Raw genomic sequence first — 19,300 nt, forward strand, 5'->3', positions numbered from 1 at the left:
GTGGATCGTAAAATGTGTCGTAGCCGATAGTGTACCGGAGTGATAGTTTTCAATGGACTCTCGCTTGTTGAGGGTCTTTTTTAGTATTGGAGTATTAATGCAGGATCTTACTATTTTTGCCATGGCCGCCACCTCAATTGTGATTGAGGCCGCTCCTTTTTTACTTCTGGGGTCAATCATCGGTGCCGTGATTGAGGTCCTTGTTTCTGAGGAAACCCTTTTGCGGTTTGTGCCTTCCAGCCCTGTGGGGCAGATTGCAGCAGGATTGTTTGCCGGGATGCTGCTACCTACCTGTGAGTGCGGAATTGTGCCGGTAGCTAAACGGCTGTTGTTGAAGAATGTTCCACCAAGGGTCGCGATCCCTTACATGATGTCTGCTCCGGTGGTTAATCCAGTGGTCATAGGTTCCACTCTTTTTGCTTTTCAGGGTGATGTGAACATCGTTGTTTTGAGGATTGTCATGGTAATTGTTCCGGCCATGGTTTTGGGAATTGTCCTGGGTGATGCTTCTCCGCGTCAAGTACTCAAACCCCAGCCCATAGATCTTAAGCGGTTCGGTGAACTGGAAGAAAAGCACGGGGTGCATGATCATGGCCATGGATGTGGATGCGGTTGTGGGGCGAGCGACGAGAATAAATTCAAGGCTGTGCTTTTTCATACCGGCGCCGAGTTCATGTCCATGGGCCGTTTTCTGGTTTTTGGGGCAATTGTCGCAGCAGGTTTCAAAACATTCCTTCCCCCTGAGATTCTGGATATTTTTTCCGCCAATGGATGGCTTGCTGTTACCGGATTGATGATTCTTGCCGTCCTTCTCTCCATTTGTTCCGAAGCGGATGCTTTTGTTGCCGCGTCTTTCGTTTCCTTTCCTACTGCGGCCAAAGTGGCTTTCATGGCAATCGGCCCTATGGTGGATTTGAAACTTATTCCCATGTTTTTTGCGGTATTTAATAAACGGGTGGCATCAGCTCTTGTGGTGGTTCCGACTGTTTCAGTTTATCTCATGGGATTGATCATCACTTTGGGAGGGCTGTAGCATGGCTGTGTTATTTCGTGTGCTGGAGTCCTTGTTGTTGACCGGGGCTGGTATTTTTATGTTCGCACTGTCCAATACTTCCTATTATTGGCAGTTTTTGAATCCTAAATATTCGTGGCTAACCGGTCTCAGCGGGGCAGTATTAGCTGTTATCGGTGCTGCCTGTATGCTTAATAAAGAGCGTCAGAGTAAAATTAGCGAACTGCTCGGTATTGTTATTTTTTTGAGCCTTGCGGGAGTTGCGGTTCATTCTTTTGAATATGCTGGAGAAGATAATTGCTGGACTCCGTCAGGCGGGTTGACCGGGGAGTTCGCAGCGGAAATTGACCCCGTAGTAATCTACGATGGTGTTGAGTACGTAAAGATTAATGTAGCGGAGCTGCTTGTTATTGAGTCCGAGCTGTCTGCTGGAGAAGCTTATGCTATTCAGGGGCTGGTATTGCATTCGGAAGAACTTGACCGGCGCGGATATATTGGTGTGGGACGGTTGTTTATTACCTGCTGTTTTGCTGATTCAACGGCTGTAGTCTCTCTGGTTAAAGTTGATGAACCTAAAAAATATGAGGCTGGTTCATGGGTTCGGGTTCTGGGAGTTTTAGGCGGTGAGGTGCCGGCCCTTGAAAAGAACCTCACAATTAAAGGGGCGCTCAGTGCTGTCCGCAGTGACACCTTTACGTTGCAGGCCATTGAAGTTGAAGAGTCTCCAGTAGAGGGAATGCCATTTATTTTTGATGTTAAAACCGAGCGTCCTTTTGAATATTAATGGGGAGGGTTCAGAACGGAATCAATAGGAATTTGCCTTGAGTTGTTACTAATATTTTTGTTTTAATATTATTAGCAGTTGGGTAGGATTGTTTGAAAGGCAGGTTGGAAAAGGAGAATTATCATGCAGAGAAGGAACCGTCCGACAATCTTTATTGTTGATCGAATCAAGCCCGAAATGGATGTTTTTGCGGAAATCCTGCGTGATGATTATGCCCTGCTGATGGCCATGAATGGCTCTCATTTATTTGAAATTGCAGCTAAAGAGCAGCCCGATCTTATTCTTCTGGACGCAGACCTCCCGGAAATTGATTGCCGCGAATTGGGCAGAAAACTCAAGCTTAGCGAACCGACCCGTAATATTCCACTTCTTTTGATTTCAGGGGCAACTCGTCCTGAAGAAGAGTACAGTTATTTTGATTCCGGTGTTTTTGATTTCATCTACCGTCCCTTAAGTCCTCCCATGGTTCTGCGCCGTGTTGCATCCGCATTGGTTCAGAAAGAGCAGGCTGACAGGCTGGCCGAGTTGTCCGATAAATTGGGAAGGTATCTTTCCCCGCAGGTTTACGAGTCCATATTTGAAGGTACCCAGGATACACTTATCGGTGCCAAGCGTAAAAAGTTGACTATTTTTTTCTCCGATATCGTCGGGTTTACCTCCACAACAGAGCGAATGGAACCGGAGGATATGACCGCGCTGCTGAACAATTATCTTGACCGCATGTCTTCCATAGCCCTGAAGCATGGGGGAACTATCGATAAATACATCGGTGATGCTGTACTGATCTTTTTTGGCGATCCTATATCCAAAGGCCATAAAGAGGACGCCGTAGCATGTTTGAATATGGCTATTGAGATGCGCGATGCCATCAAGGAAATGCAGCAGGAATGGTTTGAGCTTGGTATCTCCACCCCTTTTAAGATCCGTATGGGAATTAATACGGGCTTTTGCACTGTGGGCAACTTTGGTTCCAAGCAGCTCATGGATTACACGATTATTGGCGGGCAGGTTAATGTGGCTGCCCGTCTGGAGCAGAATGCACCCCCGGATCAGATTTTGATTTCCCATGAAACATGGGCCTTGGTGAAAGATGATTTTCGTTGTCTGGGCCGTGCGCCTATTTCTGTTAAAGGCATTCAGCACTCCATCCGCACTTATCAGGTTATCGGTAAGGCGGACACCGTGGAGCAGGATATTGAAGGGTCACTGGGAGAAATGGTTTGGCCTGCTCAGACTATTTCGATCGACAGCAAAGTTTCCGATGCCCTTTTGCGGCTGCGTGACAGTGGTGAATGGGCCTGTCTGGTCGTTCTGGACGGACTTTCACCGGTAGGCATGGTTACCAAAGGGCGTATGGATGAAATCGTGCGTCGGGAAACAGATAAAGCTCTATTTCTGGATCGTCCGGTGGCAGTGGTTATGGACAAGGAATTGTTGGTCCTCTCAGCAGAATCCGGTTTGGAAGAAGTTGCCCGCAGCGCCTTGTCCCGTGAGGGCAGCTACACTTTCGATCCCATTGCCGTAACCAAGAACGGTGAGTTTGCCGGCCTGGTTTCCGTTCGTTGCCTGATGCAGCGAATGCTCAGCCCTAATCCGTAAAGAATTACTCTCCCTTTGGTGTGAAGTCTATTTCAGCTAAAAGTATGATGTGTAATCTTGCTATCTGCGTATGAATAATCAAGCGCTTTTTTTGCGTTTTCATAGTACATAAAGGTGGGGCCGTAAATTCGGGCCCGTATATTTACGAAGAACAGACAGGGAGAGAAAAATGTACGTACTTGCAATTAACGGCAGTCCCCGTAAGGGCGGCAACACTGAAAGTTTGCTGAAAAAGGTTCTGGAACCTCTTGAAAGTGCTGGCTGGGAGACTGAACTTTACCAGCTCGGCGGTAAGAAAATACGGGGTTGCATGGCCTGTATGAAATGTTGGGAAAACAAGGACAGTAAGTGTGTTGTGGATAATGACAAGCTCAATGAAGTCTATGAAAAAATGGTCCGTGCGGATGCAATTGTCATTGGTTCTCCCACATATTTTGCTGATGTGTCCGCAGAAATCAAAGCACTGATTGACCGGGCCGGTATGGTGGCTCTTGCCAATGACCGCCAGTTTGACGGAAAAATCGGCGGAGCAGCTGTTGCAGTGCGCCGTGGCGGGGCTACACACGTCTTTGACAGCATCAACCACCTCTACCAGATCAACGGTATGGTCATGCCCGGTTCCACTTACTGGAATATGGGGTATGGATTGAACAAGGGTGAGGTCCTTGATGACGATGAAGGCATTGCAAATATGGTTCATCTTGGACGTACCATTGATTGGCTGGGCAAGGCCATCAAACCGCATCTGGAGTCTTTTCCGAAAGCAGGGGAGCAGTACGGAGAAGGTTAGGCTTTTTTGATTAATTAAATAGGGATTTTTTTAGGTCGGCTGTTCTTCTCAGTCGACCTTTTTATTTGCTTATGTAAGTAACTGCTTGTTGTAGAAAGATTTATTTTCGCTTTCAGTATGAGTCTTAAAATTTTTTATTTCCCTTTCAAATAGAGCAGAATTTGATGTATGATTCATTTTCATAGTTTTCTCTTTATGTCGTGTTTAGCAGGTTCACTCAATAGCTTTCTTGGGGGGATAAAAATGAAATTGTCGGCAAAACTAATGCTAGGTTTCGGTTCTGTCCTAGGTCTGCTACTTATTTTAGCAGTTATCTCATTCTGGGCACTTGAAAATTCCAGTGAAGGTTTTACCCAATATCGGGGATTGGCGAGGGATACCAATCTGAGTGGCCGGCTGCAGGCTAATATGCTCATGGTCCGTATGAATGTTAAGGATTTCATCCTTACCGGTAGTGAAGAGGACCTCAAGCAATATGACGATTACTTCGCAAAGATGCGTGGATTCATGGATGAGGCCGTTACTGAAATCCAGAAACCCGAGCGGGCCAGTCTGGTTGCCAAGGCTGATGCGGAAGTTCGTGAATATGGGGAATACTTTGAAAAAGTAAAAAAAATTAGAGTGGAACGCAATCAATACGTAAATGATGTGTTGAATGTAAACGGCCCGTTGATGGAGCAGAAGTTAACCCGCATTTTGGAAACAGCAGAGCGGGATAATGATATGGCTGCAGCAGTCTTAAGCGGTCATGCCATGCGTAATCTGCTGCTTGCCCGGTTATATGTAGTAAAATTTTTAGATGACAATGCGCAGGCATCAGTAGATAGGGTCCATAGTGAGGCAGAACATTTTAGCTCATTGTTGGAAGATCTGGATCGCAGTCTGCAAAACCCTGAACGCCGTCGTTTGTTGGGCGAGATTATTGACTTGAAAGAGAAATACATGGTTGCTTTTGTCAGTCTGACCAAGGTTATATTTGCCCGTAATGATGTGATAACTAATAATCTGGATAAAATTGGGCCGGAGATCGCCAGAAATATTGAGGACGTTAAACTTTCAGTCATGGCTGATCAGGATGTGTTGGGGCCCAAACTTCAGGCTGCTAACAATCAGGCAATCATGATGGCGGTCATCATCAGTCTCATCGCGCTTGCAGTAGGTATTGCTACAGCAGGGCTTCTCATCAGGACTGTTAACAGGCAGCTTGGCAGTGATCCGGCTGAAATTGCAGATATCGCCCAGCGCATTGCCAACGGAGATCTGGATCTCAAGTTTGTTGAGCCTGCAATCGGTGTCTACGGGAATATGCGAAATATGGCAGCGCAGCTCACGCAGGTTGTTTCTGATGTCCGTGCCGGAGCAAGTAATGTAGCTTCCGGCAGCACTGAGCTTTCAGCTTCTGCGGAAGGCCTTTCACAAGGAGCTACCGAGCAGGCTGCATCCATTGAGGAAGTTTCAGCATCCATTGAGGAAATGGCCAGCAATATCAAGCAGAATACCCTGAATGCCCAGACTACCGAAGATATTGCCCTTAAGTCTGCTTCGGATGCACAGGAAAGCGGTGGTGCTGTTTCCGAGGCTGTTTCAGCAATGAAGAATATTGCCGAGAAGATTTCCATTATTGAAGAAATTGCCCGCCAGACGAACCTGCTGGCACTTAATGCTGCCATTGAAGCTGCACGTGCCGGGGAACATGGTAAGGGCTTTGCCGTTGTTGCTGCCGAGGTTCGTAAGTTGGCCGAGCGAAGCGGTAATGCTGCTGGAGAAATCAGTGAGCTCTCCACAACTACGGTGACCGTAGCTGAAAAAGCCGGAGACATGCTTGATAATCTGGTGCCGAATATTCAGAAAACCGCAGAACTGGTGCAGGAAATATCTTCGGCCAGTACTGAACAGAATTCCGGTGCGGAGCAGATCAGCAAGGCTATTACCCAGCTTGATTCGGTGATTCAACAGAACGCTTCAGCCTCTGAGGAAATGGCCTCCACCAGTGAGGAACTTTCTTCCCAGAGTGCATTGCTGGAAAACACCATGTCCTTCTTTAAGGTGAGCGGTTACGGAAGCTCCGCTTATTCACAGCCCAGAGCACTGCCTGTCAGCGCCCCCCCTGTTGAGCCGCCAGTGCAGCAAGCTTCCGTTGCCCCTCCTCCTCCGTCTGCCCCCGCAGCTCCGGCTCCTAAGCCTGTAGCTGCAGCCCAGACTTCCGACATGGGCGGGCTTAGTTTGGATATGGAGGCCGATGATAGTGATTTTGAAAAGTTCTAAAGTAGGATTCAGTAGATAATTAAAAAGGTCTCCGGAATGTTCCCGGAGACCTTTTTATTATTGCACTATTTTTTCTTTTTCCAGCACATCGGCAAGGGTCGCTTCATAGTCGGCATTGCTGATGTCTCGGGCTTCAAGGGATGAGTATTTCATGTCCAACCGTGACTGGTTTCCGATCTGGATGGCAGCCGCTTTCTTGTTGGTAGCCCCGGCAGCCCCGGTCCTCTTCAAATGCCGGACCCGTAAGTGACCTTGGTATACCGGAACTGTTTTTTGTAAGCAAAGTCGTAAATCGCGGTCAAGGTCATCGAACTGGGAAGGGGAGAAACGGATGTCGAATCCGTCTGTTTTATCAAGATCAGCCAAACGCATGATGTGGCAGCATCCGGTTACTGAGCCGCAGGGGCGCATATAATCAAATTGGCCGTAATCCATGGTCTGGAGCTGGATATCGGTTGTACGCAGTTGCGGACCGTCCGTACCGTTTTCATTTTTGATGTGCAGGTCTATGCTTTGCAGCTTGCGCGGGTTGGGGCCGTCCACAACCTTGCAGCCCCAGACTCCGGCTTCCGGGTAATTCTTTATTGCTGCTCCCAGCTTGAGCAGCCAGTCCTGCGGGGGCAGGGCGTCATCATCAAGAAAGGCGGCAAAGTCAGCCTCGGCAATCTGGGGATGGAAGAGTAACCAGTTGCGGGCCGCAGGAGCACCTATGTTTACGTGCAAGTCAAAACGGACCATGGGTAGATCGGGACGTTCTTTAGATACAGCTTCCCATTTGTCGATGACTTCAGCAGTTCCGTCATTGCTGCCATTATCCAGCACAGCCAGAAAAGTGTTTTCATATTCAGCAGCGAATACCGCTTCAAGAGTGGCGTTTAATTCCTTGGCTTTGTTGTAGCTGTAGATGAGGATTGCCACTTTGCCCGGAGGAGGGCAGCTTTGCAGGTCGGTTTCGTTTATCAGATCCGCTGTGCGCAACAGGGTATTGATCCGCCACGGACGTGCTTCAGTGTCCTGCCGGTAAAGCCTAATCGCTTCAGCGCGGTTGCCCATGCGCAGCAGGCATTCAGCCAGCCGTGGCAGGGCTTCGGGAAATGAGCCAGTATTGTAGGCTTTTTCATAGTTTGCGGCAGCCTGTTCATATTGACCTTGAGCGAATGCCAGATTTGCGGAAAGGAAGTCATGCAGCGGTTCCATGGAACTGAAATCAATATTCTCCAACAAGCGTAAGGATGCATTGAGGAACTGCTCTTCACCTGTGGCTTCGTAGAGTTCTTTGGAAATCTTCAGCAGGGCGAGGGATGCGGGGGATTCGTCAAGAAATTGGTTTAACAATTCCGCAGCCTGTTCATAACGTTCGCGGCTGATCAAACTGCGTAAGCGTTTTTCCTGTGTGCTGAAGTCTTCTTTATGTGATTCTTCCACAATGCGGGCCAGCATTTTGCCCATGGGCGAATTAGGGCCTTCCTGCCCCATGAGGTTCTGTTGCAGTTGTGCGCTTTGCAGGTTCAGGGGATCATGGCACCATGCGGAAAGCAGGGTTTCAAAGGCCAGCTTGATGAATAAGTCACGGTTTGCGGGATCATTTTTGCTCAGTTCAATGCATTTGTAGCCGATAGCGGTCAAATGGGTGCGGCCTACGCCCCCGGCCAGAAGTTTCTCCGCAAGTTCACGGGGAAGACTGTTCCAGAATGTGTCCATGATACTGCCCTTGATGGAATTGTTAATTACTTCTAGAGTGTTCCTTTACTAGTTAATCCTTATTCATTGCAAGGAGTTTGCTGTGGCAGACAGACGGTTGGCGCTTGTTATCCTGCATTATGGTGATCCGGCCCTTACTTCAAGGGTTAAAGAACAGCTCGAGCAGTCCGATCCCAAGTGGGCGGAGCATATTTACGTGCTTGATAACCATGCGCCGGAACCTTTTGCCGGAGCGTGGCGCAGGCTCGACGATAATCTTTATTGGGCCGGGGCACTGGATTATTGTCTCAAGGAATTTGAAAGCCGGGGCTACACCCACCTCTGGTTCTTGAATAATGATATATGGTTCGGCTCAAAGCCCCCGCATATTCTCAAGGCATGGAAACGTTTAGAACATCTGGATGCCAAGATCGGTCCCATCGGGGTTTATTCCCCGGCCACCCACCGCAGTCCTTACCACCCTCAAATGATAGAGAAGCCGGGTGTACAATATTCCCTTGTCCCTTATATTGACGGAATTTCTCCGTTGTTCAACATCGAATGTCTGAATAAAATAGGTGGCTTGGATTATGAAGGAAACATCTACGGCTATGGGGTGGATGTCTGGAATTCTCTGGCGCTGCACCGGGCCGGATTTCCAGTGGTGGTCGATCATCAGGTTACAATCCGCCATATCTACCACAGTACTGCCAAGAAAGTTGAAGGTTTCTTAGCCATCGCAGCCGAGACCCAGCACAAGTATATGGCTGACCGTCTTGGAGATAATTATGAAGATGTGCTCAAACAAGAATTGGCGTCCTGCCGTGATTTTCGAGCTTTTTAAGTTTTCTCTATAATTGTAGCTACCTTACATCTGTGTTATTGATAGGTCTGGTAATATGAATTATCCGCAACCATCAGACGGAGATGATATGTCATGATTTTAGTACATTATCCCAGTTGAACCACTTCCCGCAAAGCCAAGGCTTGGCTTGAGGAAAAAGGTATTGATTTCACTATCCGCCACATAGTTAAAGAAACCCCGACCAAAGACGAATTTCTTGCATGGCAGAAGATTGCCGGGGTGGATAAGAAGAAGTTCGTAAATACCAACGGCAAGAAATATAAGGAAATGGGGCTGAAAGACACCATTGATGCTATGAGTGATGCTGAGCTCTTTGAGCTTATTTCAGCTGACGGCATGCTTTGCAAACGTCCCGTGCTTGTGGCTGATGATTTTGTACTCATCGGTTTTAAGCTTAAGGAATGGGAAGAGCGCTTTTAGCCGATGACTTTATTAGTTCTGAATGGGCTGCTGAAATTTCAGCAGCCTTTTTTATGACACCTTTCTTTTCCTATTCTCAACATAGTGCCAGTGACATTTACCATTTGCCATGTCATAGTGTCCGTAAATAAATACCTTTAAATTTAAAAGGATGACTGCCATGAGTAAGGTAAAGAATATAGCTGTGGTTGCACATGACAACTGCAAGAACGAGTTGCTTGATTTTGTTGATTGCAACCACAACATCCTTTCCCGGCACAACCTTGTAGCCACCGGAACTACCGGGGGGCTGGTCGAGAAAATGATCAAGGATAGGGCAGCGCAGAAGAAGGGTGAGGGGTATGACTTCAAGCCCGTTAACAGGATGAAGTCCGGTCCTCTGGGCGGTGACCAGCAGTTAGGGGCCATGATTTCCGAAGGCAAGATTGATGTGCTGATCTTCTTCTGGGACCCCATGCAGCCGCAGCCCCATGATGTCGATGTTAAGGCTCTGCTGCGCCTGGCCGTTCTTTACAATATTCCCACTGCAAGTAACCGTTCCACTGCGGAATTCCTGATTTCCTCTCCCTTTTTCGAAGGGGAGTTTCAGCGTAAGGAAACGGATTTTAGCGCTTACACTCAGCGCAAGCTTTAGCTGGGTTGTGCGCTCGTCTCATTTGATTTATGACCACTTGAATTTAATGAGATCAAGCGTGAGGTGTTTATGAGTAAGACTGATGTGAAGAAAGTTACCTACAAAGAATATGATATCCGCTACTATGTGGTCGGCAATGTGGCCTATGTTTGCCCAGACGACCTCGTCCCCATCATGGCTCTTGATTCCAAGAAGATCGATGTAAGTGGTGATAAGGCTCTGGATAAGGTTGAGGCCGGTCGTAAGATTTTTCCTTATTTTGAATTTTTTGACTGGTTTTCGGAGCAGTTCGACCAATACGATTACTCCGATGATGTGATCCTGCCTGATCCAATGCCGTGGTAGAAAGCAAGTTGAATAGTTTATTTAAAAGCTGTCCGTTTACGGGCGGCTTTTTTTATTTTGTATTGCTTTAAGGGAGAGAATCGTATCATAATTGCACCTAAATAATGCTGATTGGAAGATGGTGTTTTTATGAAAGGAAAATTTGTTTGGATTGCTATTCTTTTTCTATGCTTTGCTTTTGTAAGCATTGCATCTGCCGATGTAACTGTATTCACCTATCGTGCTCCTGAAAGCTCCAATGATAAGCGCTATGAATATGATAACGCAGTGTTGAAGCTTGCTTTGGATAAAACTAAGGACACTTGGGGCGATTATAAGTTGGTCCCAAGTCCGGTAATGAATTTTGCTCGGGGAATTTCCGCTATGCGGGAAAGAATGATGGAAAATCCAATGTTCAAACTTTCCGCCTCTGAGCAACATTGCAGTGATTTTGCATATGCTCCATTTCCAATAGATCTGGGAATTGTCGGTTATAGAATGTTTTTTGTTTCCGAAGGCGTGAATAGTGAGTTGAATGGTGTTGATTCTCTGGATAGATTAAAGAAATTCAGTATTGGTCAGGGGTTCGGCTGGCTGGATAATGAAATACTGACCGAAGCAGGCTTTAAAGTGGTTATTGTTCCTAAGTATGAAAGTCTGTTTCAGATGGTGGTAAAAGCAAGATTTGATCTGTTTTCCCGTGGGATAAATGAAGTAGAGGAAGAGTATAAGGCACATCAGGATTTGGACGGCCTTTGTCTGAATAGGAAGGTAGGACTTTATTATCCTCTTCCACGTTTTTTCTTTACTCATAAGAGGAATAAGATGGCAGCCAGACGTGTGTATGAAGGTTTGGTGTTGGCCTATAATGACGGTTCCCTGATGCGCTTATGGCAGGATAAATATTCAACCAGTCTTGAGTTTGCTGATTTTGAAAATGTAAAGTTTCTAGAGATAGATAACCCTTTCATTGAAGGGATAGATGACAGCTATAAGCAATATTTCCGTAAAATAAATTAAGTTTAAGTTAAATCAAAGGGATGTCCTGGATGGGACATCCCTTTTTTTATGATTAAAAAAAAGTATCAGCTTTTATGATAAAAAGACTTCCTACTGATAAGGTGAGATGATATAAAGGTCTCAATACCAATTGGAGGAATTAAATATGAGTAAAGTACAAGCTGGCTGCTCAAAGCCTGCCGGTAGCACGGCCGAAGAAGTGCAGCCTGAAGTTGAAACTGTAACCTCCGAAACAAATAAGGGAGCAGGAAACATGATTAAAGCTGGACAGAAAGCCCCTGATTTTTCCGCAATGGCTTATCAGGATGGCGGGTTCAAAGAAGTTAAACTCTCCGATTATGCTGGTAAGTGGGTAGTGCTCTGCTTCTACCCCGGTGACTTCACCTTTGTCTGAGCAACCGAAATTTCGGCGGTCGCCGAAAAACATGCTGAATTTGAAGCTCTTGGCGTTCAGGTTCTCTCCATGAGCACAGACAGCGTCTTTGTCCACAAAATGTGGGAATATGACGAGCTTTCAAAAATGATCACAGCCGGTAAGGTTCCGTTCCCCATGCTTTCCGACGGTGGCGGTAAAGTTGGTGAAATGTACGGCGTTTATGATGAAAATTCCGGTGTGGATATCCGTGGGCGTTTTCTCATTGATCCTGACGGCGTTATCGTCGGCTATGAAGTTCTGACTCCGCCTGTAGGCCGTAATGTATCTGAAACCCTGCGTCAGATTCAGGCATACCAGCACGTGAGAGCAACTGGTGCTGCCGAGGTTTGCCCCTCGGGTTGGAAACCCGGCAAAACAGTACTGAGCCCCGGTCCTGAGTTGGTAGGTAAAGTCTGGGAAGCTTGGAAAGTTTCCATGGCCTTTGAAGATTAAGGCCACTAATTACTTTGATGATACTATGCCCGGACAGCTTTAGCTGTCCGGGCATTTTTCCGACAATTTATTATTAAAACAGTTCTCCCTTACCTGATTCGTGGCCCCCTGCAATCAGGCCCATCGTAAACTCCCAGCACATGGCGTGTAGGCGACTCTCTGTCTATTCTTATGGAGAATCTTCCATAGCTGAGGCAAGGGCGCGTTCTGCCTTTGCGGTCTGGGATAAGCCGATGGGGCCTGCCAAGCAACGCAAATACTTTTGCTTTTGGATCACCGGGGCCAATATGCCGCATCTCTGGGGGAAATTTTTTCGGTTTAAATTCACCATCTGGAACACGCGGTGGTCTTGGCTTGCCCTCAATTCCACCAAAAGCAGTAACTCGCTCCTTTCGCAGTTCGGCAGCATCGTAGAGGTTTGCATTATCCAGTTTAGCCTGCATTTCCTCTATCTGCCTCTCTAATGCCTCAACCCTTTTCTGGTGCTTAAGAAGATCGTCTTTATATGTGCTGTTTTGTTGAATTTCCTGCAAGCGGGATTGAATATCGTCCGTATCTAACACAGCCCTGACCTTCATGGTTACCGTCATGGAGCCGGAGTTGCTCAAGGACCATCTTTCTTCTGCGTTTTGAACCTTTACTAGGGCTGCTGTGTAGCTGTTGATTTCATCTTTGTTTAGCGTACCGCTTTCAACCTGAGTATGACTCCTGATCAAAACCCCGGCCTTCTCTATAAGCATACGTTTGGCTTCCAGAAAACATATTGCACGCCCATCCCGTTTGGAATCGTTATCCCCAAGGGTGTAGGTATGCGTATGCGAAATCACCTTGCTTTCTGCGAAAACAATGTTTGGAATCAAGAATGCTAGCAGCAGAGAAAAATAAGCAACCTTCATAGAATTCAACCCACAGTTTCTTAATAAAAAAATGAAAAGTACTAATGAGACTGCGTACAATATCTCATAGTCTAATCAATAAGACATGGGTTAAAGTAACGTATTTTTAAAAGGTTGAGCAACACAAAATCAAAATGGTAACCGAACAGCATTGACAGTTCATGAAGCACTATTTTGGGGATGCAGTAAAAAGATTTAATTAATTATAATTATGTCCGTACTGTCAGCTTTTAAAATCGTTGTGAATTTATTACATAATACAGTAATAGTTAACCAGCTGACATGAATAGGAGTTGCTGTGCGTATCAGTTTCAACAGAATGGAGTGGGCCGGGGCGGTCGGTGATTTAGGGGCTTTGCTGCCATTGGCCTTTGCTATGATCATGGTCAACGGGCTTTCAGCTACCGGACTCTTTCTCTCGGTCGGGCTATTCTACATCATCGGTGGGATGTACTATCGAGTGCCTATTGCAGTGCAGCCTATGAAGGTTGTTTCAGCCTATGCCATTGCCCAGTCACTCAGTCCTACAGTGATTACCGGGTCTGGATATATAATTGCCGTGCTCATGTTCTTTCTCGGTGCAAGCGGGCTGGTGAAAAAGGCAGCAAAGCTTATTCCGTTGCCTGTTATACGCGGGGTTCAGGTTTCAACCGGGATATTGCTGCTCCTGAAAGGAGTTTACCTTGCGGCCGGGACTAGTACTTTGCAAGCCGCACAGGGTAAGGTTGAGCCGTTTTTGGACGTACAATCTTTGGGGCCTCTGCCGCTAAGTGCGGTCTTTGGAGTCCTCTTCGGAATAGTTACTTTGATCTTAATCAACAGCAAAAAATTCCCCGCCGGACTTGTAGTTGTGGGTTTCGGTGCGCTTTTAGGGGGATTGCTCGGAGCTTGGCAGGGCTTGGCTGAACTCCGTTTTGGTTTCCATCTGCCGCAATTCATGCCTTTCGGTTTTCCCACGGCGGATGATTTTTCTTTTGCCTTGCTGGCTTTGGTGCTGCCTCAGATTCCTATGACTCTGGGCAATGCGGTTATTGCCAACCGGGACTTGAGTCATGAATATTTCGGCACTGAGAGCCGCCGGGTCACTGATCGGGCTTTGTGCATGAGCATGGGCATCGCCAATGGTTTTGCCGCGCTGGTGGGGGGAATGCCGCTCTGCCACGGAGCAGGGGGGCTGGCAGCTCATTATCGTTTTGGGGCCAGGACTTGTGGTTCCAACCTGATCATCGGGGTTTTGTTCGTGCTGCTGGCAATAGGTTTCGGGGCTGGATCAGTAAAGGTCCTGCAACTTATACCCATGGGCGTGCTCGGTGTCTTACTGGTTTTCGCCGGGGTTCAGCTGGTATTGGCTATGCGTGATATGACTACAAGGTCAGCGCAGGCCGTGGTTGCAGTCATGCTGGCCATTACCCTTCTTTCGAATCTCGCATGGGCCTTTGGAGCCGGGATTCTGCTGAGTGTTATTTTTTCAAGGTTTAAGGTGTCACAATAGTTGTGAATAGTTTACACTTAATCATCCCGCAGTCCTCAGGGATGACAATACTGATAAAACGGAGGTTCTTATGGGTAAATTGATTAAGGAAGAAGGCGAAAAGGGCCGTCTGCATATAGAAACCAAGCTGCTGGGTGAATCTCTTGTTGGTAAGGATTGCCTGCGCAATACCGAGGCTGATAAATATTTCCACATGCAGCCCGATGTAAATGTGCTCAAGATCGGTGGTCAGTCCATTATGGACCGCGGTGCAAATGCCCTGCTGCCTATTCTTGACGAATTGGTCAAAGCTAAAGAAAAGCATAAGATCCTGCTCATGACCGGAGGCGGTACCCGTGCCCGCCACGTATACAATATCGGTGTTGATCTGGGCATGCCCACCGGGGTTCTTTCCAAGCTGGGCGACAAGGTTTCCTGGCAGAATGCGGAAATGCTTTCAGTGCTGCTGGCCAAGCGCGGCGGCGTAAAGATCGGACACGGTGACCACCTTGAGCAGCTGAACATGTATTGCCAGCTCGGTTACCTGCCCATTACCACCGGGATTCCGCCTTACGGATTTTTTGAGCATCCGGCTGAAGTCGGTTCCATTCCGCCGCACCGCACAGATTCCGGAGCTTTCCTGCTGGCGGAAAACATCGGTGCTAAGTCAGTTATCTATCTGAAGGACGAAAAAGGACTTTACGAGGATGATCCTAAAAAGGCCAAGGATCGTGAAACCCTCAAGTTCTACGACCGTATCCACGTTGATGAGCTGATTGAGATGGACCTTGATGATCTTATCGTTGAGCGGGCCGTACTGACCTTCCTCAAAAATGCCAAGACTCTCAAGCAGTTCCAGATTATTGATGTACTCCGTGATCCGGAGTCCGTACATGCCGCATTGCGCGGGGAACATGTCGGAACTATTGTTTACAAGGATTAAATTAAAACGGGGAGCAGTTTCATAACTGCTCCCCGTTTTTTTTAGCTTCTCTTGCCTTCGCTTCCCTTGCCGTCACGTTCCAGATAAACGATCTCAGCTCCGGTGTGCTTAGCAATTTCTCTAAGCTCACACTTACGGATGCGCTTGACCTTCATGGTCAGACCTTCACCCTGTACACCGACTACGCGGTAACGGGGTCTCTTGTCGCCATCTGTGGCCTTAACTCTTTCCCTTACGAAAATTTTCATAGAGCCCTCCTCTGCGTTTATTGTGTCTTTATGGATATTCGTCTATACTAGATATATATCCTCTAAGAACATATAGTCAAGAAGAACAGGTGAGAAATGTCGAAAAAGGCAGGCGGGGGCAAGCCCCAAAGATATGTACAGCCATCACTTCTGATGGCACTAAGGTCAGGACCTTCGTATGGTTATGAGTTAATTCAGACCATTAGCGGGTATGGTTTTTTGCGCGGTGAAGCGCCTCCCGGAATGATCTACCGTCATCTGCGCCAGATGGATGAAGAAGGATTGGTGGAATCAAAATGGGATGCAGAGGGTGACGGGCCTGCAAAGCGTGTTTATGCCGTCACCCCGGAAGGTCTGGAGATTCTGGAAGCTTGGATAATCCATATGGAACGCCAGCGTGATGCGTTGGACAATTTTATTACCCGTTACCGGAAAGGTAAGTAGGGACGGATTATTTATGGCAATCACGTCAAAACAGCCGTTTCAGGCCCGGTGTTTTGCAGATACAGTGGGCCAAAGCGAAAGTGGCGATTACTCCAGAAGTGCCGATCAGCATGAAGTTGACCAGAGGGAATTGTGTCATATGCGGTTCGTAAAACTTGCCGATCAGGCACAATGGGATGACTTGAATGACGTAGGCGGCATAAGCCGTTCGTGAAAGATGCTTCGACCACTTTGTGGTGCTATTAAACAGCACTTTGTAGCTGTACAGAAGAAAAAAACTCATCCCGATGACCTCGTAAGGACGGCAGGCCATTTCGGATAGCGGATTTAAGAAGATTCTTGCAAGGAGCCATATAACAATCCAGCTGAAGGCATGTTTGAAGGTCAGTTGGTCAAGCCATTGGTTTTTATGCGCCAGAAGGCCGAAATAAAACATGGCGATATACATGGGGAAGTATTTTAAGAGGTGAAATCCCAGAAAATCCTTTCCGAGCATGTTCATCAGGTGCAGCGCAAGGAAGTTTATAGGGATCATGATCGTTGCGAACAACAGTATATTCGTAAAGGCAGGTAGAGGAGTGGGCGATGCCGGTTTTTTGTCCGGTGGAATAAGCATCTTCACGACTACATAGACAGCATTGAACACGATCAGTGACCAGCAGAACCAAGTCACGCCCATGGTCAAATTCCAAGACTTCAGCATGTCTGCGTACAACTGCACAACCTGCTGCATGGCATCGCGGAAGGAATTGTCCCGGGCGATGTAAAGTGCGACCGGATCAATCAAGAGTATGGTCAGAACAGTGGGAATACCTAACCGTTTTAGTTTGCCTTTCATTAATCCCCACGCCCTTTTTTTGGAAAATGAAGGTCTGACAAAGTATGCCGAGATAAAGAAGAACAGGCTCATGAAAAAGCCTTGGTTCACAGATTGAAAGGTTCCGAGAATACTGTATTGATAATGTCCTGAGGGGAGAACATGAGGAAGATTTATAGCAAATGGATCAAGTCCGGCTATAGCCGCAGAATGATGCAGGATGACCAGAACAGCAAGAGTCCACTTGATGTTGTCAAGGTATGCGTAGCGCGCACTTGTCCCTGATATTAAACTTGATCCGGTTACAGACTTGCCCTTGGCGTTTATCATAGGCTTTTCCTCCCGGCGTTAGCACGGATGGTATACGATACCATGCCAGTCTCTGGTTGACTACGATTTGCAGAAGAGAGGAGTAAGTCTGTTTTTGAGAAGACATCCGGCTCAAACCGATCCCTGACGGTAACGGAGAAATACGTACGGACCGGACGAAATAAAATTAATTCGTAGTTACGAAGTTGGTTGGTGAAATTCCAGCCCGGTTTTTAGACCCCGGCTGCATATGGCCTTTCTTGCGCTTGCCGTGGGCAGGTTCCCATACGCCGTAATCCACGCTCTTGACCTGCAATACAGGGCGGCCTCCCCAGAGAGAGGGGCGTATCCATGTGGCATTGCGCAGTTCGTCTCCGGGTAGCGGAACCAGCGGATCGCGGTCTGTAGAGATCACATCAATCCCGGCCTCAAGCAGGTCCTGAACATGCAGGTTTGCACCCAGTTCGCGCAGCCTTCCATATTCAATGAATCGTCCACACCATCCGTAAACAGTAAGTCCCACAGCGGCGGTTGCCCCGATGATGCCGTCATTGGTTCCGCCCAATCCATACAGCTCAATTGATCGGGCCGCATGCATGGCGTCTTTCTGAGTTTGCCTGCGTCCGGTAACCTGTTTGGAAAAGTCTACAATCTTACTACTTATCTCGTCTTCGCGGGCAATGCACAGTCCCGGGTCACTGCCGGGGGCGCAATACTTCTGCAGGTGTGCGGTGGCCTGTTCGCGCAGGTAGTCAAGATTGCTGTCCTGTGAAATTTCAATGATGGCACAGGCTGAGCTGTTGTTGGAGGTGTACGGAATGTTTTCCAATCTCGGCAGTTGGTGGCGGACTACGCCGATTACGTGGCAGTCACTGTCCAGCCCATAAACGAATTCACGAACCAGTCGTCCTGTTCCCATAGTGGCGTTCTTGTCGTCAGTATCGTCAAATCCCATATAAATGCGCATTCCGTTTCTCCTTTTGAATAGGCGTCACACATCTCACCCATGTACACACAAGTCAACTTGATCAGCTCTGCTGTTGAAACGGCACAAGTTGGTCCTTGTGGAGGATAGGTATGAATCGTGTGTCAGAATTGGGGAAGAATCTATTGGATGCTCTGAGTATTTTCCAGAAAACGGTCAATGATATCTTGGACTTCACCGGAATCAACCATCTCTTTCAAGGCCGCGTTGAGTTCCGGAACCCTTTGAGCCAAGGGGGATTTTTTGGAGACTGCAAAGTAAACCGCAAGGGGCTTACTGTATATATAGTCCGCTTTTTCTACTTTGTCCTGATAGCCGTGCTTATGGAGCAGATAGTCACCGACTGTCTCAGTGGTGATGAATGTGTCTATGCGTTCAAGTTCAAGTTTTTTGAGATTGTTAGCGGCATCTTTCCCCATGTCTTTCTTTAGTTGCTCATCATGGTCAAATCTGGGAAAGAATTTAGAGCCAAGCGTAACTCCGACTCTATATTTATATAAGTCTTCGTAGGATGCGATTTTTGTGGAACTGCCTTTTAAAATGTAAAAAGCCTTAGAGCTTTTTGTTTTATAGGGAGGCTCGAGGTAGATCATGTATTCTTCGCGTTCATGATGTTTGAGCAGGCCATTCATTAGGTCGGCAGTCCCTTTTTTCATCATGCGCTGGGCCCTTTTCCATGGCCGGACGACATAGGTAGGCTTAAGATCTATTTTTTGCAGCAGGGCATTGATCAAGTCGATATTGATGCCGCTGATATTATGGTTGTTTTGAACTATTCTCCATGGGGGGTAATCAGATACAGGAACAATAATTTCCTGCGCTAAGCTTGAGGATGCTGTAGCGGTTAAGATTAGTATGGTCAGTAGAATAGAGGAGAACTGCTTCATTGTGACCTAATACATAATTTATTATTAAAAATCCAGCAG

Annotated in this window: 19 protein-coding genes and 1 pseudogene; 14 read left to right on the top strand and 6 right to left on the bottom strand. The window is 47.2% G+C overall.

Features of this window, described 5'->3' with window-relative positions; all coding sequences use genetic code 11:
- Window positions 1-97 precede the first annotated feature (97 nt).
- The 5 genes from ACO05Z_RS03875 (at window position 98) to ACO05Z_RS03895 (ending at window position 6,450) form a co-directional block, all read left to right on the top strand.
- Complete coding sequence (locus tag ACO05Z_RS03875; protein ID WP_421900689.1) at window positions 98-1,033, top strand: permease; 936 nt, start codon at window positions 98-100, stop codon at window positions 1,031-1,033.
- Window position 1,034: 1 nt separating this feature from the next.
- Window positions 1,035-1,796, top strand: a complete 762-nt coding sequence (locus ACO05Z_RS03880; RefSeq protein ID WP_421900691.1) for a hypothetical protein — start codon at window positions 1,035-1,037, stop codon at window positions 1,794-1,796.
- A gap of 123 nt (window positions 1,797-1,919) precedes the next feature.
- On the top strand, window positions 1,920-3,395 hold the full coding sequence (locus tag ACO05Z_RS03885) for an adenylate/guanylate cyclase domain-containing protein (protein WP_421900693.1): 1,476 nt from the start codon (window positions 1,920-1,922) through the stop codon (window positions 3,393-3,395).
- A gap of 169 nt (window positions 3,396-3,564) precedes the next feature.
- Window positions 3,565-4,185, top strand: coding sequence for a flavodoxin family protein (locus tag ACO05Z_RS03890; protein ID WP_421900695.1), 621 nt, complete (start codon window positions 3,565-3,567; stop codon window positions 4,183-4,185).
- A 243-nt stretch (window positions 4,186-4,428) separates the two neighbouring features.
- Window positions 4,429-6,450 (top strand): methyl-accepting chemotaxis protein, encoded by a 2,022-nt coding sequence (locus ACO05Z_RS03895; RefSeq protein WP_421900697.1) that lies wholly within the window; start codon window positions 4,429-4,431, stop codon window positions 6,448-6,450.
- A 57-nt stretch (window positions 6,451-6,507) separates the two neighbouring features.
- On the opposite strand, the gene ACO05Z_RS03900 is transcribed toward ACO05Z_RS03895, so the two are convergent.
- Entirely contained in the window at window positions 6,508-8,151 is a 1,644-nt protein-coding gene (locus tag ACO05Z_RS03900) for a glycosyltransferase (protein WP_421900699.1), read from the bottom strand.
- Window positions 8,152-8,233: 82 nt separating this feature from the next.
- Here ACO05Z_RS03900 and ACO05Z_RS03905 point away from each other — a divergent pair, with 82 nt between their 5' ends.
- The 6 genes and pseudogenes from ACO05Z_RS03905 (at window position 8,234) to prxU (ending at window position 12,261) form a co-directional block, all read left to right on the top strand.
- Window positions 8,234-8,974: a glycosyltransferase family 2 protein gene (locus tag ACO05Z_RS03905; protein ID WP_421900701.1), complete on the top strand. Its 741-nt coding sequence runs from the start codon at window positions 8,234-8,236 to the stop codon at window positions 8,972-8,974.
- Between the two features lie 132 nt (window positions 8,975-9,106).
- Window positions 9,107-9,415 (top strand): annotated as a pseudogene (locus tag ACO05Z_RS03910) (Spx/MgsR family RNA polymerase-binding regulatory protein); the annotation flags it as partial.
- A 160-nt stretch (window positions 9,416-9,575) separates the two neighbouring features.
- The gene (locus ACO05Z_RS03915; protein ID WP_421900703.1) at window positions 9,576-10,049 is read left to right on the top strand and encodes a methylglyoxal synthase; all 474 of its coding nucleotides are present in this window, start codon (window positions 9,576-9,578) and stop codon (window positions 10,047-10,049) included.
- Between the two features lie 69 nt (window positions 10,050-10,118).
- A complete protein-coding gene (locus tag ACO05Z_RS03920; RefSeq protein WP_421900705.1) occupies window positions 10,119-10,394 on the top strand; it encodes a hypothetical protein in 276 nt (91 codons plus the stop codon).
- Window positions 10,395-10,523: 129 nt separating this feature from the next.
- A complete protein-coding gene (locus ACO05Z_RS03925) occupies window positions 10,524-11,393 on the top strand; it encodes a hypothetical protein (protein WP_421900707.1) in 870 nt (289 codons plus the stop codon).
- Window positions 11,394-11,538: 145 nt separating this feature from the next.
- Window positions 11,539-12,261, top strand: a complete 723-nt coding sequence (gene prxU, locus ACO05Z_RS03930) for a thioredoxin-dependent peroxiredoxin (RefSeq protein WP_421900709.1) — start codon at window positions 11,539-11,541, stop codon at window positions 12,259-12,261.
- 89 nt (window positions 12,262-12,350) lie between these two features.
- Here the strand turns inward: prxU and ACO05Z_RS03935 are convergent, their stop codons facing one another.
- A complete protein-coding gene (locus ACO05Z_RS03935; protein WP_421900711.1) occupies window positions 12,351-13,088 on the bottom strand; it encodes a hypothetical protein in 738 nt (245 codons plus the stop codon).
- 367 nt (window positions 13,089-13,455) lie between these two features.
- Here ACO05Z_RS03935 and ACO05Z_RS03940 point away from each other — a divergent pair, with 367 nt between their 5' ends.
- A complete protein-coding gene (locus ACO05Z_RS03940; protein ID WP_421900713.1) occupies window positions 13,456-14,649 on the top strand; it encodes a putative sulfate/molybdate transporter in 1,194 nt (397 codons plus the stop codon).
- Between the two features lie 70 nt (window positions 14,650-14,719).
- A complete protein-coding gene (locus ACO05Z_RS03945; protein ID WP_421900715.1) occupies window positions 14,720-15,571 on the top strand; it encodes a uridine kinase in 852 nt (283 codons plus the stop codon).
- A gap of 41 nt (window positions 15,572-15,612) precedes the next feature.
- Here ACO05Z_RS03945 and ACO05Z_RS03950 read toward each other — a convergent pair whose 3' ends face one another.
- On the bottom strand, window positions 15,613-15,819 hold the full coding sequence (locus tag ACO05Z_RS03950) for a hypothetical protein (protein ID WP_421900717.1): 207 nt from the start codon (window positions 15,817-15,819) through the stop codon (window positions 15,613-15,615).
- A 96-nt stretch (window positions 15,820-15,915) separates the two neighbouring features.
- Between ACO05Z_RS03950 and ACO05Z_RS03955 the strand changes: the two genes are divergently transcribed.
- Window positions 15,916-16,263, top strand: a complete 348-nt coding sequence (locus ACO05Z_RS03955; RefSeq protein WP_421900719.1) for a helix-turn-helix transcriptional regulator — start codon at window positions 15,916-15,918, stop codon at window positions 16,261-16,263.
- Window positions 16,264-16,288: 25 nt separating this feature from the next.
- Here ACO05Z_RS03955 and ACO05Z_RS03960 read toward each other — a convergent pair whose 3' ends face one another.
- The 3 genes from ACO05Z_RS03960 to ACO05Z_RS03970 form a co-directional block, all read right to left on the bottom strand.
- Window positions 16,289-17,410, bottom strand: a complete 1,122-nt coding sequence (locus ACO05Z_RS03960; protein ID WP_421900721.1) for an acyltransferase family protein — start codon at window positions 17,408-17,410, stop codon at window positions 16,289-16,291.
- Between the two features lie 166 nt (window positions 17,411-17,576).
- Window positions 17,577-18,356 (bottom strand): hypothetical protein, encoded by a 780-nt coding sequence (locus tag ACO05Z_RS03965; protein WP_421900723.1) that lies wholly within the window; start codon window positions 18,354-18,356, stop codon window positions 17,577-17,579.
- A gap of 140 nt (window positions 18,357-18,496) precedes the next feature.
- Window positions 18,497-19,261, bottom strand: coding sequence for a substrate-binding periplasmic protein (locus ACO05Z_RS03970; RefSeq protein ID WP_421900725.1), 765 nt, complete (start codon window positions 19,259-19,261; stop codon window positions 18,497-18,499).
- Between the last annotated feature and the right edge of the window lie 39 nt (window positions 19,262-19,300).

The sequence above is a fragment of the Maridesulfovibrio sp. genome (assembly GCF_965230075.1).
GTDB lineage: Bacteria > Desulfobacterota > Desulfovibrionia > Desulfovibrionales > Desulfovibrionaceae > Maridesulfovibrio.

Coding starts and splice junctions, on each gene's coding strand:
- ACO05Z_RS03875 (WP_421900689.1), top strand. CDS start 98: ATGCAGGATCTTACTATTTTTGCCATGGCCGCCACCTCAATTGTGATT.
- ACO05Z_RS03880 (WP_421900691.1), top strand. CDS start 1,035: ATGGCTGTGTTATTTCGTGTGCTGGAGTCCTTGTTGTTGACCGGGGCT.
- ACO05Z_RS03885 (WP_421900693.1), top strand. CDS start 1,920: ATGCAGAGAAGGAACCGTCCGACAATCTTTATTGTTGATCGAATCAAG.
- ACO05Z_RS03890 (WP_421900695.1), top strand. CDS start 3,565: ATGTACGTACTTGCAATTAACGGCAGTCCCCGTAAGGGCGGCAACACT.
- ACO05Z_RS03895 (WP_421900697.1), top strand. CDS start 4,429: ATGAAATTGTCGGCAAAACTAATGCTAGGTTTCGGTTCTGTCCTAGGT.
- ACO05Z_RS03900 (WP_421900699.1), bottom strand. CDS start 8,151: ATGGACACATTCTGGAACAGTCTTCCCCGTGAACTTGCGGAGAAACTT.
- ACO05Z_RS03915 (WP_421900703.1), top strand. CDS start 9,576: ATGAGTAAGGTAAAGAATATAGCTGTGGTTGCACATGACAACTGCAAG.
- ACO05Z_RS03920 (WP_421900705.1), top strand. CDS start 10,119: ATGAGTAAGACTGATGTGAAGAAAGTTACCTACAAAGAATATGATATC.
- ACO05Z_RS03925 (WP_421900707.1), top strand. CDS start 10,524: ATGAAAGGAAAATTTGTTTGGATTGCTATTCTTTTTCTATGCTTTGCT.
- ACO05Z_RS03945 (WP_421900715.1), top strand. CDS start 14,720: ATGGGTAAATTGATTAAGGAAGAAGGCGAAAAGGGCCGTCTGCATATA.
- ACO05Z_RS03950 (WP_421900717.1), bottom strand. CDS start 15,819: ATGAAAATTTTCGTAAGGGAAAGAGTTAAGGCCACAGATGGCGACAAG.
- ACO05Z_RS03955 (WP_421900719.1), top strand. CDS start 15,916: ATGTCGAAAAAGGCAGGCGGGGGCAAGCCCCAAAGATATGTACAGCCA.
- ACO05Z_RS03960 (WP_421900721.1), bottom strand. CDS start 17,410: ATGATAAACGCCAAGGGCAAGTCTGTAACCGGATCAAGTTTAATATCA.
- ACO05Z_RS03965 (WP_421900723.1), bottom strand. CDS start 18,356: ATGCGCATTTATATGGGATTTGACGATACTGACGACAAGAACGCCACT.
- ACO05Z_RS03970 (WP_421900725.1), bottom strand. CDS start 19,261: ATGAAGCAGTTCTCCTCTATTCTACTGACCATACTAATCTTAACCGCT.